Origin of the sequence: Ochrobactrum sp. S1502_03, from assembly GCF_044435015.1 — a bacterium.
GTDB lineage: Bacteria > Pseudomonadota > Alphaproteobacteria > Rhizobiales > Rhizobiaceae > Brucella > Brucella chromiisoli.
Map to the genome: position 1 here is coordinate 350,719 of NZ_JAYEXN010000001.1, position 14,137 is coordinate 364,855.

Here is a 14,137-nt window from a genome sequence, read left to right on the forward strand (position 1 = left end):
TGGGCATCTATTTTACGGGAAAGTCGAAAATTGATCGCATTTTTTGATTTTTCCGCAGCATTTTCAGCTTTGTTTCGCGCTCAATCAGGTGTGGTTTAAAATCGTTGACAAATTTGGAACGTTCCAATTAAATGATGGGAACAGGAGTTTGGCATGAGCAAGAGCAGCATTACGGTCATTGATATTGCACGCGAGGCTGGCGTGTCGAAGTCAACCGTGTCGCTTGTTCTGCGTGACAGTCCGCTGGTGCGTGCTGAGACCCGCGCAAAAGTTCAGGAAGCAATCGACAAGCTCGGCTATGTTTATAACCGCTCGGCGGCCAATCTCCGGCAGTCGAAATCGAAGATCATCGGGCTTGTGGTCAATGATCTGACCAACAGCTTTTTTGCCGAGCTTGCGGTGGGTGTTGATCGTGTCATGCAGTCGGCAGGCTATGTGCAGTTTCTCGCCAATACGGCGGAAAGCATTGATCGCCAGCGCGAGGTGATTGCCTCGATGCGCGAGCATGGCATTGCGGGGCTGATCGTTTCGCCTGCCCGCGGCACCGAGGCTGGTGATCTGAAACCATTGGCAAAAAGCGGCCTTCCGGTTGTGCAGATGGTGCGCGATGTGCCGGGATCTGGTGTGTCGTCGATTGTTTCGGATAATCGTGGTGGCGTGGCAAAGGCGGTCGAGCATCTTTTCTCACTGGGCCATCGCATCATTGCTTTCATGGGCGGCTATGCGGACACGGCTGTTTTTAGCGAAAGAGTTGCGGGCTATCGTGCGGGACTTGAGCAGGCGGGCTTGGTGTTTGATGATGCGCTGGTCTTTACCTCAGCACCCTCGCGGGCTGGCGGTGTGGAAGCAGTTGAGCGCATGTTGCGGCAGAGCACGAAACCGACGGCAGCAGTGTGTTTCAATGATGCTGTAGCTTTTGGCGTTTGCGATGGTTTGCGTGCCGCAAATCTGGAACCGGGCCGCGATTTCGGGGTGGTTGGTTTTGACGATGTGATCGAAGCAAAGACCGCTGTTCCGGCACTGACAACTGTGGCTGTTGATCCGCAAGGTCTGGGAGAACGTGCGGCGCAGCTTTTGCTGAAACAGATCAATTCAGAACGGGTGGAGGCGGAGGCGCAGCGCTTGTCGGTGCGTCTTGCGGTGCGTGCAAGTTGCGGTACGCAGTCTAAAAAGGAGGAGAAATTCGCATGGCAAAGTGGGGCCTTATAGGCGCAAGCACCATTGCAAAAGAATGGGTCATCAGTGCCATTCGCGCGACTGGTGGCGAAGTTGTTTCCGTTTACAGCACCAATGCTACACGTGGCGAGGCCTATGCCCGTGAGAATGGGATTGCCCGCTCTGTAACAAGCCTTGATGCGCTGTTGAATGATCCTGAAATTGACGCTGTCTATATCTCCACCACCAATGAACTGCACCGCGATCAGGCGATTGCAGCAGCACAAGCGGGTAAGCATATCCTCTGTGAAAAGCCGCTGGCGCTGACGATTGGCGACGCGCATCAGATGCTAGACGCCGTGCGTGAGGCTGGTGTGGTGGCAGCCACCAATCATCACTTGCGCAATGCTGCAAGCCACCGCGCCATGCGTGATGCGATTGCTCAAGGCAAGATCGGCAAGGTGCTCGGCGCGCGGGTTTTTCACGCGGTTTATCTGCCGCCGCATTTGCAGGGCTGGCGCATTGAACGGCCCGATGCGGGCGGCGGTGTGATCCTCGATATTACCGTGCATGATGTCGATACATTGCGTTTTGTGCTGGGTGAAAACCCAGTCGAAGCTTTGGCTTTCAACCAGCAGGGCGGTTTAAGCGGCGAAGGGCTGGAAGATGGCGTGATGGGCGTTTTGCGTTTTCCATCTGGCGCGATTGCCCAGTTCCACGATGCTTTCACCACCAAATATGCGGAAACCGGCTTTGAAGTGCATGGGCGTGAAGGCTCGCTCATTGCACGCAATGTCATGACGCAGAAGCCTGTGGGGACCGTCATTCTGCGTGATCAAAATGGCGAGCACGAATTGCCGCTCGACCAGAAGAATCTCTACGAAACGGCCTTACAGGCTTTCCATAATGCCATTGCAGGCAAAGGCCAGCCTTCCGCAACTCTGGAGGATGGCATCTGGTCGCTGGCGACCGGGCTCGCCGTGCTTGAGGCTGCAAAGACCGGCAAGGCAACCGCTGTTCATTCAGGACTTTGAAAATTATGAGCAAACATATTTCATTTGCGGAAGCAGCATCGCTTATTCCCGACAGTGCTGTCGTTTCTGTTTCTTCATCCAGTGGCCTCGGCTGTCCCGATATGATGCTGAAAGCGATTGGCGAGCGGTTTGATGAAACCGGCCACCCGCAAAATATCACCACACTGCACCCGATCGCTGCGGGCGATATGAGCGGCATCAAGGGCGTTGATTACATCGCCAAAAAGGGGCTTTTGAAAAAGATCATCGGCGGTTCTTATCCCTCAGGACCGTCCAGCGCCGAACCGCCGCTGATCTGGCAGATGATCACCAATAACGAGATTCCCGCCTATAATATTCCGTCGGGCATTCTGTTCGACATGCATCGTGAGGCAGCTGCCAAGCGCCCTGGTGTACTGACCAAAGTGGGGCTTGATACTTTCGTTGATCCCAAACGTCAGGGATCAGCAATGAACGACAAGGCGCGTGAAGAGCCGGTGGTCAAGCAGGTCAGTTTTGAAGGCGAAGACTGGCTGTATTTTCCCAATATCGTGCCGCATGTGACGATCCTCCGCGCCACCACTGCGGATGAACGCGGCAATCTCACCTATGAACATGAGGGCGCATATCTTGGTGGGCTGGATCAGGCGCTGGCTGCGCGTAACAATGGCGGCATCGTCATTGCGCAGGTGAAGCGTATCGCCAAGGAGGGCACGCTGAAACCGCATGATGTGCGCGTGCCGGGCATTCTGGTTGATTATATCGTGGTTGATCCCGATCAGAAGCAGACAACACAGACACTTTATGATCCGGCAATTTCAGGCGAAATTTTCCGTCCGCTCGATACGTTCCGCTTGGCCGAGTTCAATATTCAGAAGGCGATTGCGCGGCGTGTCGCACAGGAGTTACAGGCCGGAAGTGCGGTCAATCTCGGCTTCGGCATTTCCGCCAATGTACCGCGCATTCTGTTGGAAGAAGGGCTGCATGGTGCCGTTACCTGGGTGATTGAGCAGGGTGCAGTTGGCGGCGTGCCGCTTCTCGACTTTGCTTTTGGCTGTGCGTCCAATGCGGATGCTTATATGCCGTCACCTTATCAGTTCACCTATTTTCAGGGCGCGGGGTTTGATGCCTCACTTCTGTCCTTCCTTGAGATCGGACGCGATGGCTCGGTCAATGTGTCGAAGCTGTCATTCCGTCCGCATGTGACGGCTGGTGCTGGCGGTTTTGTTGATATTACTGCAAGGGCCAGGAAGATCGTCTTCTCCGGCATGTTCAATGCAGGGGCGAAATTGTCGGTCGCTGACGGTAAGCTGGTGATCGAGAAGGAAGGGAAGCTCAAAAAGTTCGTTAATGAGGTTGAGCATGTTACTTTCTCCGGTGCGCGCAGTGTCGAGCAGGGGCAGGACATTACCTATGTCACCGAGCGCGCGGTTTTAAAGCTCACGCCAGAAGGCATTGTGCTCACCGAGATCGCGCCGGGTGTGGATTTGCAGACGCATATTCTCGATCAGGCTGAGTTTCCGCTGATTGTTTCGGATCAGCTTAAACGCATGGATGAGGCACTGTTTCGTGACGAGCCGATAGGGCTTGAATTGCCGCAAAAGCCTGCACGAAAGCTGGAGGCTTAAATGGCTCAACGGATTGAGATTAAAATCGAGAACCACATCGCAGTCATGCTTATCAAGCGGCCCGAAAAGCTTAATGCGTTTGATATTGAGCTTTTGCAGGAATTGTCTGCGGCCTGTGATCAGGTGGAAGCCGATGGCTCCGTGCGGGTTGCGATCCTGACTGGCGAAGGCAAGGCCTTTTCGGCAGGCGGCGACATCAAAGCTTGGGGCGGCATGGAACCGCAAGAATTCGGTCATGCATGGGTGCGCTATGGGCATCGTGTGTTCGAGCGGCTTGCGACTTTGCGTGTGCCGCTGATTGCAGCGATGAATGGTCATGCTTTGGGTGGCGGTCTGGAACTGGCGGGTGCTGCCGATATCCGCATTGCTGAGCGTCAGGCAAAAATCGGCCTGCCGGAAACATCGCTCGGCATGATCCCCGGCTGGTCGGGCACGCAGCGCCTCGTGCGCCGCTTTGGTGCGCAGATTGTGCGCCGTATGGTGCTGGGGGGCGAAATGTTCACGGCCGAGGAAGCGCTGTCGCACGGGTTGGTCGATGCTGTGGTGGAGACGGGCGAGGCGTTAAAAGCCGCGCAAGACTATGCGACGCGGGTGGCAAAACGCGGACCGGCTGCGCTGGAAATTTCCAAACTGATGCTGTCGGTCGCCAATGGTGAGGATAATGGCACGGCAGTCGAGGCGCTGGGGTCCATTCTTGTCGCCAAGACCGACGATCTGAAAGAAGGCGTGCGCTCGTTTACCGAAAAGCGCGAAGCGAATTTTGAAGGAAAATGGTGATGAGCGTAGTCGTTAAACCACAGCCGCTGAACGGGCTTGAAGTTCGCGAATTCTCGATGCTGATCGATGGCAAATGGGTTGGCAGTCAAAGCGGCGAGACACTTGAACGTGTAGCGCCCGGCCATGGCGTCACGGTGAGCCGCTATCCGGCTGGCAACAAGGCAGATGTGGAACGCGCGGTTACGAGCGCGCGTAAGGCTTTCGATGACGGGCGCTGGTCGTCAAAAACGGCATCGCAGCGTTCGCTGATCTTGCTGAAAGCCGCTGATCTGATTGAAACACGGGCGGAAGAACTCGCCTATCTCGATGCGATTGAAGCGGGCAAACCCATCTCTCAGGTGCGCGGCGAAATTGCCGGCTCCGTTGACATCTGGCGCTATGCGGCAGCGCTTGCGCGCGATCTGCACGGTGAAAGCTACAACAATTTGGGTGATGGCACGTTGGGTGTCGTGCTGCGCGAGGCGATTGGTGTTGTGTCGATCATTACGCCGTGGAATTTCCCGTTCCTGATCGTGGGCCAGAAGCTGCCATTTGCATTGGCCGCGGGCTGCACGGCAGTCGTAAAACCTTCGGAGCTGACTTCCGGATCAACATTGTTACTCGGCGAAATTCTGGCCGAAGCAGGCGTCCCTGACGGTGTCGTCAACATCATCACCGGAACGGGCGCTGATGTCGGCCAGCATATGAGCACGCATCCGGAAGTGGATATGGTGTCGTTCACAGGCTCCACAGGTGTTGGAAAGCTGACCATGGCCAATGCGGCGCAGACGCTCAAGAAAGTATCGCTGGAGCTTGGTGGTAAGAATCCGCAAATCCTGTTCCCGGATGCGGATATGGATGCCTTTATCGATGCGGCCGTGTTCGGCGCATGGTTCAATGCGGGCGAGTGTTGCAATGCCGGTTCGCGACTGATCGTGCATCGCTCAATTGTCGATGAGATTGTCGGTCGGGTCGCTGATCTGTCGAAGAAAGTTATCGTCGGTGATCCGTTGGATGTCAACACGCAGGTGGGCGCGATTATCACGCCACAGCATCTGAGCAAGGTTGGCGCCTATGTCGAACAGGCTAAAAAGGCGGGTGCTGCCATTGCCCATGGCGGGGATGTGCTGGATCTCGGCCTTGGCCAATATATGGGACCGACCATCATTGCGGGTGTGAAAGCCGACATGGCCGTTGCGCGTGAAGAAGTATTCGGGCCGGTTCTGTCGGTGCTGTCTTTTGATACGGTGGATGAGGCAATTTCGATTGCCAATGCGGTTGATTATGGCTTGTCGGCTGGCGTGTGGAGCCGCGATTTCGACACCTGCATGAACATTGGCCGCAAGGTGCGGGCTGGTACGGTCTGGATGAACACTTTCATGGATGGCACGCCGGAATTGCCTTTTGGCGGTTATCGCCAGTCGGGTCTCGGCCGCGAACTGGGCCGTCATGCGGTGGAGGACTATACCGAAACCAAGACGCTCAACATGCATATCGGTGCGCGGACGGGCTGGTGGATGCCGCAAGGAAAATAGGAGTGACGGCTTTGGGAGGACAGCCGGATATTGTCATCATCGGATCGGGTATCGGCGGTGCTAGCATAGCCGCCGGTCTGAGCGCATCAGGTGCTGACATCCTTATTCTTGAGGCAGGGGAGCATTTGCCGGACAGGCCGGAAAACCGCGACCCGCGCGCTATTTTCCAGCGTGGTTTCTTTCGCCCGAAAGAGTTCTGGTATGAGACGGATGGTACGCCGTTTAATCCCGGTAATTATTACAATGTCGGCGGCAATTCCAAATTCTATGGCGCAGTGCTGGTGCGCTATCGGCGCGAGGACTTTGAGGAGCTGGTGCATCTGGAAGGCGTGTCTCCCGCATGGCCATTTTCATACGACGCGCTTGAGCCCTGGTATTGCAAGGCGGAAGAGCTTTTTCAGGTGCGCGGTGAATTGGGTGATGACCCCACTGAACCCTATCATTCAAAGCCCTATTCCTATCCGGCAATCCGGGATGAACGTCCGATTGCCGATCTGCGCGCACGGCTGAAGAAAGCAGGGCTGCATCCGGCTTCCTTGCCATTGGGCGTTGATATTGATCGCTGGCTGGCGAAGGCCAAAACGCCGTGGGATGCGCATCCCAACAGCAATGACGGCAAAATGGATGCGGAAACTTGTCCGTTAGCACTAGCGCTTAAACATCCGAATGTCCGGCTTGAAACATCCGCGCGGGTAATAAAGCTTGAAACCGGGCCCGATGGTAAAACCATTACAGAAGTTCATTATGTGAAGAATGGCGAGGCGCTGGTCCTGCATCCAAAGCTGGTCATTCTCTCAGCGGGAGCCGTGCAGTCGGCAGCGCTTTTGCTGCGTTCGGGACTGGCGAACCGTTCCGATCAGGTCGGTCGCAATTTCATGAACCACAATGCCAGTGCGGTGATTGGGTTTGATCCGCATTATCGCAATGACAGCGTTTATCAGAAGACCTTTGGCTTCAACGATTACTATCTAAGCGATGGGGCGGGTGGGCCGCCGCTTGGCAATGTGCAGTTGCTGGGGCGGGTGTCGGGCGCGATCCTGAAATCCAACATGCGCCAGGTGCCGGAATGGCTTTTAAACCGCATTGCCGGGCATACGATTGATTTTTACGCGATGAGCGAAGATCTGCCATCGCCGGAAAGTCGCTTGAGCGTGGATGGTGATCGCATCGTTCTGCATTGGGTGCGTTCCAACTGGAAGGCGCATCTGATGCTGGTTGATAAGCTCAAATCTGCGCTCAAGCAGGCAGGGTTTCCAATCGTGCTGTCGCGGGCGTTCGACAGGCGAACACCATCGCATCAATGCGGCACGGTGCGGATTGGCAATGATTCCGCAACTGCGCCGCTTGATCCTTATTGCCGTGCTTATGACCATCCCAATCTCTACGTGGTCGATGCGTCATTTCTGCCGACTTCGGCGGCGGTCAATCCTGCGCTGACCATTGCCGCGCAGGCTCTGCGCGTTGCTGATTACCTGAACCGGGAGAGGCTCCTATGAACCGTCAAAGACCAGTGGCACTGGTGACTGGCGGGCGGCGCGGGATCGGGCTTGGCATCGCGCGCGCCTTGGCCGCCAAAGGGTTCGATCTGGCGATTACCGACCGAGAGCGTGACGAGGCGGTCATCCATGAATTGCGCGGGCTTGGGGGAAGGGTGGTTTTCTTTGAAAGCGATCTGGCTTGTGTCGAAACGCATGAAGCGACGGTTTCAGCCGTAGTGAAGGCGCTGGGTGGCATTGATTGTCTCGTCAACAATGCTGGCATGGGCTCAGTCGAGCGCGGGGATTTTCTTGGGCTTAAGCTTGAGAATTTCGACACGATTATGAGCGTGAACCTGCGCGGCACAGTGTTTTTTACGCAAGCGGTGGTGAAATCCATGCTGGCGGTGACGGATGTGCGTTTTCCGCGCAGTATCGTGACGATCAGTTCGGTTTCATCGGTGATGACTTCGCCCGAAAGGCTTGATTACTGCATCAGTAAAGCGGGACTGACAGCTTTCGTGCAGGGGCTAGCGCTGCGTCTTGCCGAAGCACGGATCGGCGTGTTTGAGGTGCGTCCTGGTATCATCCGCACCGATATGACAGCGCGTGTTGCCGAGCGTTATGACGGACTGATCGAAGGCGGTCTGGTGCCGATGAAACGCTGGGGAGAGGCAGGCGATGTCGGTGCGATTGTGGCGCAACTTGCCAGTGGCGATTTCATTTTTGCGACAGGCTCGGCGATCAATGTCGATGGCGGCCTGTCGATTGCGAAGCTTTAGTTTCTCGGGAGGAGAAACGCATGAAGTATGACTATATCATCGTTGGTGGCGGTCCTGCCGGTTGTGTTCTCGCCAATCGATTGAGTGAAGAGGCAGCGATAAAAGTGCTGCTGCTGGAAGCCGGTGGAAGCGACTGGAATCCGCTGTTTCACATGCCTGCCGGTTTTGCCAAGATGACAAAGGGGGTGGCCAGTTGGGGCTGGGAGACCGTTCCGCAAAAACATCTGAAAAATCGTGTTTTGCGCTATACGCAGGCAAAAGTCATCGGCGGTGGATCCAGCATCAATGCGCAGATTTACACGCGTGGCAATGCAGTCGACTATGATCTCTGGGCGAATGAGGACGGCTGTACCGGCTGGGACTATCGCCATGTGTTGCCCTATTTCAAACGCGCTGAAGACAATCAGCGGTTCAACGATGATTTTCATTCCTATGGCGGGCCGCTTGGCGTTTCGATGCCTTCAGCGCCGCTGCCTATCTGTGATGCCTATATCCGCGCGGGTCAAGAACTCGGCATTCCGTATAATGCGGATTTTAATGGTCGTGATCAGGCAGGCGTCGGTTTTTATCAGCTCACCCAGCGCAATCGCCGTCGCTCGTCGGCATCCCTTGCTTATCTCACACCGATCAGGGATCGCAAAAATCTGACCGTGCGGATGAATGCGCCGGTGCGCGCGGTCAATCTGGAAAACACCCTAGTCACCGGTGTTACGCTGATGAGCGGCGAGGTTTTGCGCGCAAACCGCGAGGTGATTGTCTCCTCCGGTGCCATTGGTTCACCAAAACTTCTGCTGCAATCGGGCATCGGCCCTGCCGATCATCTTAAAAAAGTGGGCGTGAATGTAAAACATGATCTGCCGGGTGTGGGTGAGAACATGCAGGATCATCTTGATCTGTTTGTCATTGCCGAATGTACGGGCGATCACACCTATGATGGCGTGGTGAAATTGCACCGGACGCTGGGCGCGGGCTTGCAATATATCTTTTTGCGCTCTGGCCCGGTGGCATCGAGCCTCTTTGAAACCGGCGGCTTCTGGTATGCGGACCCGGATGCCCGCTCACCGGATATCCAGTTTCATCTGGGGCTTGGTTCGGGCATTGAGGCGGGTGTTGAGAAGCTCAAAAATGCAGGCGTCACGCTTAATTCCGCTTATCTGCATCCGCGCTCGCGTGGCACCGTGCGGCTGGCTTCCAGTGATCCGGCTGCAGCACCCCTGATTGACCCCAATTACTGGAGCGATCCGCATGATCGCAAAATGTCGCTGGAAGGCCTGAAGATCGCGCGCGAAATCCTGAGCCAGGATGCATTGAAACCTTATGTCATGGCCGAGCGTCTACCGGGCCCAAAGGTCGTCAGTGATGATGATCTGTTCGATTATGCCTGTGCCAATGCCAAGACCGATCATCATCCGGTCGGCACCTGCAGGATGGGGACAGATGCGATGGCTGTTGTCGATCTGGAGCTCAAAGTACGCGGTCTTGAAGGTCTGCGGGTGTGCGACAGTTCGATCATGCCACGTGTTCCGTCGTGCAACACCAATGCGCCGACCATCATGGTCGGCGAAAAGGGTGCGGATATTATTCGCGGTCTCGACCCGCTGCCGCCTTTTGTGTTTTCATGGGAGAAAAATGAACAGAAGCGGCGATCAAGGATTTAATCTTCATCCACAACTGGCTCAAAATGCAGATAGCCAGCAATGCCAGACCCTTTGCGCTTCGGATTGTCAGATGGGTGGTTTACGCCATCATTGACCGGAATACTGGCAAAGTCGAAGGGTGAAATGCCTTCGAGACAGGCAACGTTGACACCATATTGCTGTGGGTTTGAACGGCGCTGGTGGAAGGTGTAGATCCCGCATTTCGAGCAGAAATAGTGCTTCGCGGCTCCTGTGTTGAATGTATAGAGCGTCAGCGCCTCTTTGCCTTCCAGAATTTCAACGCCATTGAGTTCGGCAGAAACGGCGACAGCGCCGCGCATCCGGCAATAGGAGCAGGTGCAGCGGCGTGCCGTGTGAAGACCATCGGAAAGCTTCACACGAAAGCGAACCGTTCCGCAGTGGCAGGCGCCATTGGCAGTTTCAATATCGGGGTTCATCTTGCTCTCCTCTTTCGGGAAAATTGATATTTCCAATTTCTCAGCTTTACCATTGCCGAACTTTGATTAAATTCCTTTTCGATATTCTTTGGGAGGGAATTTTATGAGTGGGTTTGCAGTCGTCACAGGTGGAAGCACCGGCATTGGAAGGCATCTCGTGCTGGCTCTGGCCAGAGCGGGATATGCGGTTGCTTTCAGCTACCGGGGTGATGTTGATACGGCAGACACATTGATGCAGGCGGTTGAAGCGGCTGGTGGTCAGGCACTTGGGCTTGAATGCGATGTGGGTCTTGGCGCGGAGGTTGAAGAGTTCTTTGACGAGGTTTGCAGCTGGTATGGCGATGCGCCGGATGTGCTGATCAACAATGCCGGTATTCAGGTATGGAGCACCTTGCTGGAGCTTTCCGAAGAGGGCTGGGACGATGTTATCCGCACCAATATGAAGGGCTGTTTTCTCAACACCAAGGCCGCAGCCAAGCGGATGATCGATGTGGGCAAGGGCGGATCGATCATTAATATCGGCTCTGGCTGCAACAAACTGGCTTTTCCGAAACTGGTTTCCTATACGGCCTCCAAGGGTGGTATCGAGCAGTTCACCAAGGTTTCCGCGGTTGAACTGGGCCCACACGGCATTCGGGTGAACTGCGTGGCACCCGGCGCTATTCTCAACGAACGCACAGCACAGGAGCAGCCGGATTATGCAGGCACATGGAGCCGCATTACGCCGCTGCGACGGGTGGGCACTGCGGATGATATTTGTGGTCCAGCGCTGTTTTTTGCATCCGATGCCGCGCAGTTTGTAACCGGGCAAACTTTATGGGTCGATGGCGGTGTGTTTTCACAAGCCAATTGGCCCTATGAAGGATGAGGAAACGGTGGTGATCCCGACTGGATTCGAACCAGTGGCCTCAAGATTAGGAATCTTGCGCTCTATCCTACTGAGCTACGGGACCAGCAATCTGAATGCTCAAAATAACTATTCAACGCGCATCTTAATCCGAAAACCGCTTCGCCCGTTTCGGGATGCGCTCTAAGCTAAGCATTTTTCGACACATACTGTTTTTCGTGCCATTCGCCAACCCCGCAAAAAGCGGGGGAGGCGCATTTTCTCTTAATAAAAAGAGCATTTTCAGCGATTCACTCAAAACATCAAATGCTCTCGACGTCAGGCGGCAAGCGCGGTTTCAATCACCGACACAAAATAGCTCACGCCATAAGGAATGGCTGCGTCGTTGAAGTCATAGGCAGGGTGATGCAGGCCGGGCGTGTCACCATTGCCAAGGAAGATATAAGCGCCGGGGCGTGCTTCCAGCATGTAGGAAAAATCCTCTGCGGCCATCATCGGCGCGACATCGGTTTTCACTTTGCCTTCGCCTGCAACATTTTTTGCCACGCGCGCCGCAAAATCGGTCTGCTCGGCGTGGTTATAGGTGACAGGATAGTTGTTTTTGTAGCGAACCGTAATGTCTGCACCGGTCACAGCTGCAATGCCCGCTGCCGCTTCACGAATGCGGCGCTCTGCATAGGCGCGGGTTTCCTTGCTCAAGGTTCGCACGGTGCCCGAAAGCTTGGCCGTTTCAGGAATGACGTTATAGGCCTCGCCCGCATGAAACTTCGTGACCGAGATCACGAGAGAATCGAGCGGATCGATATTGCGCGCCACAATGCCCTGAATGGCAAGGTGCAGTTGCGACCCGGCAAGGATCGGATCAATTGTGCGGTGCGGCTGGGCTGCATGGCCGCCGCGTCCGGTGATGAACAGGTCGAACTCGTCTGTTGCGGCCATGATTGGGCCTTTGCACATCGAAAACTGGCCAACAGGAAGGCCCGGAAGATTGTGCACGCCATAGACTTCCGAAATGCCGAAGCGATCCATCACGCCATCTTCAACCATGGCCAGCGCGCCAGCGCCACCCTCTTCAGCCGGTTGGAACAGCACAACAGCAGAGCCGCGGAAATTGCGGGTTTCAGCCAGATATTGTGCAGCGCCCAGCAGCATGGATGTGTGACCATCATGGCCACAGGAATGCGCTTTGCCCGGATTTTTGGATGCCCATTCAACGCCGCTGGTCTCGGTGATCGGCAGCGCATCCATGTCGGCGCGCAGGCCAATGGCCGGACCATCGCCATGGCGGCCCTTGATGACCGCAACGACGCCGCTGCGTCCAACGCCGGTTTCAACCAGATCGCAGCCGAAAGATTTCAGCTTTTCTTCCACAAAACGCGCCGTTTCGTGAACATCATAAAGCAGTTCCGGGTTCTGATGCAGATGGCGGCGCCATGCGGCGATCTGGCTTTCAGTTTCGACGACACGATTAAGCACTGGCATTTCGGAAATATCCTGAGATTCTCAATAAGCAGATGTCGGGAGAATATGACGTTTCGGTGAAAGCGGGCAATCCCTAAAGCGCCTGGCGCTTCAGGGATTATTCCTCACGCATGCGTTATCGGCAAACCGGTTCCCACTTTTCCGCGCATGCGCTATTTGCCTTTTGGTTGCCACATGGCATAGATAAGAGCAGTGCAAATCTTGCTTTTTGACTGATATATTCGCAGGCTTTTAAGGCCCTTGCTGATTGGAACTACAAATGATCGCGAAGTCGTTGAAAATCCTGGGTGCAGCAGCGGTTTTATCCGCCCTGACTTTGTCGGCTGCTCTGGCCAATCCATCGATTGCTGTCGATGTGGCGACCGGCAAGGTTTATTCTGCGCAGGATCCTTTCCAGCGCTGGTATCCGGCTTCGCTGACCAAGATGATGACGGCTTATGTCACGTTTCGCGCGCTTCAGTCGGGTCAGCTGACGCTTGAATCGCCTGTTAAAATGACCGTCAATGCTTCGAAAGAGCCGCCGAGCAAGATGGGCTATCGTCCGGGGTCGGTATTGACGCTCGATAATGCGCTCAAGATCATGCTGGTAAAGTCGGCGAATGATGTGGCCGTGGCCGTTGCGGAAGCCGTGGGCGGAAGCGAAGCCGGTTTCGTCAAGCGCATGAATGCGGAAGCGCAGCGCATCGGCATGACCGGGTCGCATTTTGCCAATCCGAATGGCTTGCATGATCCGAACAATTATTCGACCGCACACGATCTTGCTGTGCTTGGCGTGCAACTGCGCCGTGAGTTTCCGCAATATGCGCATTATTTCAATACAGAAGCGATTGATGCGGGTGACGGCAAGAAGCCACAGGCCAATTACAACATTCTGCTCGGCCGCTTCGATGGTGCTGATGGGATGAAAACCGGTTTTGTCTGTGCATCGGGCTTTAATCTTGCCAGTTCCGCAACACGTCAGGGACGCACTATTTTGGCCGTTGTGCTTGGGGCCGACCGTCAGGAAACCCGTGCTGTGCAGGCTGCACAGCTTATGACGGATGCGTTTCGCAGCAATGGTGCCGGTGTGCCGACATTAGGATCGATGGTGCCGCCAGCCAGCAGTGCCGTCAATCAGGCGGTGGATATGCGCAAGACGATCTGCAGCCAGCAGGCCATGGCTGATCGCTGGGATGGCCGTGATGTCGAGGGGCATTTGCAGCTCAATTCGCCTTATATCCATGCGATGACCCGTGAGCCTGTTCCGGTTCAGGTTGGGCTTGTTTCCGCGCCGCCTGCAAAGATTACCCGCGTAGGCCAGCTTGATATTTCGCAGGTTCCTGTACCGATGCCACGCCCACAGCGTGCCGCCGCCTCAATCAATTAAGAT

At 55.4% G+C, this 14,137-nt stretch carries 12 protein-coding genes and 1 tRNA gene; 10 read left to right on the plus strand and 3 right to left on the minus strand.

Going from position 1 to position 14,137, the window contains the following annotated elements:
• Nucleotides 1-153 precede the first annotated feature (153 nt).
• From VBH83_RS01640 to VBH83_RS01675, 8 genes are read left to right on the plus strand one after another with little or no spacing between them, the layout of a single operon-like run.
• A complete protein-coding gene (locus tag VBH83_RS01640; protein ID WP_265982418.1) occupies nucleotides 154-1,209 on the plus strand; it encodes a LacI family DNA-binding transcriptional regulator in 1,056 nt (351 codons plus the stop codon).
• On the plus strand, nucleotides 1,188-2,189 hold the full coding sequence (locus VBH83_RS01645) for a Gfo/Idh/MocA family protein (RefSeq protein WP_265982417.1): 1,002 nt from the start codon (nucleotides 1,188-1,190) through the stop codon (nucleotides 2,187-2,189). The genes VBH83_RS01640 and VBH83_RS01645 overlap by 22 nt, the downstream gene beginning before the upstream one ends.
• 5 nt (nucleotides 2,190-2,194) lie before the next feature.
• Nucleotides 2,195-3,796, plus strand: a complete 1,602-nt coding sequence (locus tag VBH83_RS01650; RefSeq protein WP_265982416.1) for an acyl CoA:acetate/3-ketoacid CoA transferase — start codon at nucleotides 2,195-2,197, stop codon at nucleotides 3,794-3,796.
• Complete coding sequence (locus tag VBH83_RS01655; protein WP_265982415.1) at nucleotides 3,797-4,573, plus strand: enoyl-CoA hydratase/isomerase family protein; 777 nt, start codon at nucleotides 3,797-3,799, stop codon at nucleotides 4,571-4,573.
• Nucleotides 4,567-6,087, plus strand: coding sequence for an aldehyde dehydrogenase family protein (locus VBH83_RS01660; protein ID WP_265982414.1), 1,521 nt, complete (start codon nucleotides 4,567-4,569; stop codon nucleotides 6,085-6,087). Before VBH83_RS01655 ends, VBH83_RS01660 begins: the two co-directional genes overlap by 7 nt.
• Nucleotides 6,088-6,098: 11 nt before the next feature.
• Nucleotides 6,099-7,583 (plus strand): GMC oxidoreductase, encoded by a 1,485-nt coding sequence (locus VBH83_RS01665; RefSeq protein WP_265983803.1) that lies wholly within the window; start codon nucleotides 6,099-6,101, stop codon nucleotides 7,581-7,583.
• Complete coding sequence (locus VBH83_RS01670) at nucleotides 7,580-8,344, plus strand: 3-ketoacyl-ACP reductase (RefSeq protein ID WP_265982413.1); 765 nt, start codon at nucleotides 7,580-7,582, stop codon at nucleotides 8,342-8,344. Before VBH83_RS01665 ends, VBH83_RS01670 begins: the two co-directional genes overlap by 4 nt.
• Before the next feature lie 20 nt (nucleotides 8,345-8,364).
• On the plus strand, nucleotides 8,365-10,002 hold the full coding sequence (locus VBH83_RS01675) for a GMC family oxidoreductase (RefSeq protein WP_265982412.1): 1,638 nt from the start codon (nucleotides 8,365-8,367) through the stop codon (nucleotides 10,000-10,002).
• On the opposite strand, the gene VBH83_RS01680 is transcribed toward VBH83_RS01675, so the two are convergent.
• Complete coding sequence (locus tag VBH83_RS01680; RefSeq protein ID WP_265982411.1) at nucleotides 9,999-10,439, minus strand: GFA family protein; 441 nt, start codon at nucleotides 10,437-10,439, stop codon at nucleotides 9,999-10,001. The two genes, VBH83_RS01675 and VBH83_RS01680, sit on opposite strands and share 4 nt — an antisense overlap.
• A gap of 103 nt (nucleotides 10,440-10,542) precedes the next feature.
• Between VBH83_RS01680 and VBH83_RS01685 the strand changes: the two genes are divergently transcribed.
• Nucleotides 10,543-11,307, plus strand: a complete 765-nt coding sequence (locus tag VBH83_RS01685; RefSeq protein WP_265982410.1) for an SDR family NAD(P)-dependent oxidoreductase — start codon at nucleotides 10,543-10,545, stop codon at nucleotides 11,305-11,307.
• An 8-nt stretch (nucleotides 11,308-11,315) separates the two neighbouring features.
• Here the strand turns inward: VBH83_RS01685 and VBH83_RS01690 are convergent.
• Together VBH83_RS01690 and VBH83_RS01695 are read right to left on the minus strand one after the other, a co-directional pair.
• Nucleotides 11,316-11,392, minus strand: a tRNA-Arg gene (locus VBH83_RS01690).
• Nucleotides 11,393-11,604: 212 nt separating this feature from the next.
• A complete protein-coding gene (locus VBH83_RS01695; protein WP_396996039.1) occupies nucleotides 11,605-12,768 on the minus strand; it encodes a M20 aminoacylase family protein in 1,164 nt (387 codons plus the stop codon).
• A gap of 259 nt (nucleotides 12,769-13,027) precedes the next feature.
• Between VBH83_RS01695 and VBH83_RS01700 the strand changes: the two genes are divergently transcribed.
• Complete coding sequence (locus VBH83_RS01700) at nucleotides 13,028-14,134, plus strand: D-alanyl-D-alanine carboxypeptidase family protein (RefSeq protein ID WP_265982407.1); 1,107 nt, start codon at nucleotides 13,028-13,030, stop codon at nucleotides 14,132-14,134.
• The last annotated feature ends 3 nt before the right edge of the window (nucleotides 14,135-14,137 follow it).

What these genes read in the sequence shown, in the direction of transcription:
- VBH83_RS01655 (WP_265982415.1), top strand. Translation starts at nt 3,797, where the DNA reads ATGGCTCAACGGATTGAGATTAAAATCGAGAACCACATCGCAGTCATG.
- VBH83_RS01650 (WP_265982416.1), top strand. Translation starts at nt 2,195, where the DNA reads ATGAGCAAACATATTTCATTTGCGGAAGCAGCATCGCTTATTCCCGAC.
- VBH83_RS01680 (WP_265982411.1), bottom strand. Translation starts at nt 10,439, where the DNA reads ATGAACCCCGATATTGAAACTGCCAATGGCGCCTGCCACTGCGGAACG.
- VBH83_RS01640 (WP_265982418.1), top strand. Translation starts at nt 154, where the DNA reads ATGAGCAAGAGCAGCATTACGGTCATTGATATTGCACGCGAGGCTGGC.
- VBH83_RS01695 (WP_396996039.1), bottom strand. Translation starts at nt 12,768, where the DNA reads ATGCCAGTGCTTAATCGTGTCGTCGAAACTGAAAGCCAGATCGCCGCA.
- VBH83_RS01675 (WP_265982412.1), top strand. Translation starts at nt 8,365, where the DNA reads ATGAAGTATGACTATATCATCGTTGGTGGCGGTCCTGCCGGTTGTGTT.
- VBH83_RS01700 (WP_265982407.1), top strand. Translation starts at nt 13,028, where the DNA reads ATGATCGCGAAGTCGTTGAAAATCCTGGGTGCAGCAGCGGTTTTATCC.
- VBH83_RS01670 (WP_265982413.1), top strand. Translation starts at nt 7,580, where the DNA reads ATGAACCGTCAAAGACCAGTGGCACTGGTGACTGGCGGGCGGCGCGGG.
- VBH83_RS01660 (WP_265982414.1), top strand. Translation starts at nt 4,567, where the DNA reads ATGGTGATGAGCGTAGTCGTTAAACCACAGCCGCTGAACGGGCTTGAA.
- VBH83_RS01645 (WP_265982417.1), top strand. Translation starts at nt 1,188, where the DNA reads ATGGCAAAGTGGGGCCTTATAGGCGCAAGCACCATTGCAAAAGAATGG.
- VBH83_RS01685 (WP_265982410.1), top strand. Translation starts at nt 10,543, where the DNA reads ATGAGTGGGTTTGCAGTCGTCACAGGTGGAAGCACCGGCATTGGAAGG.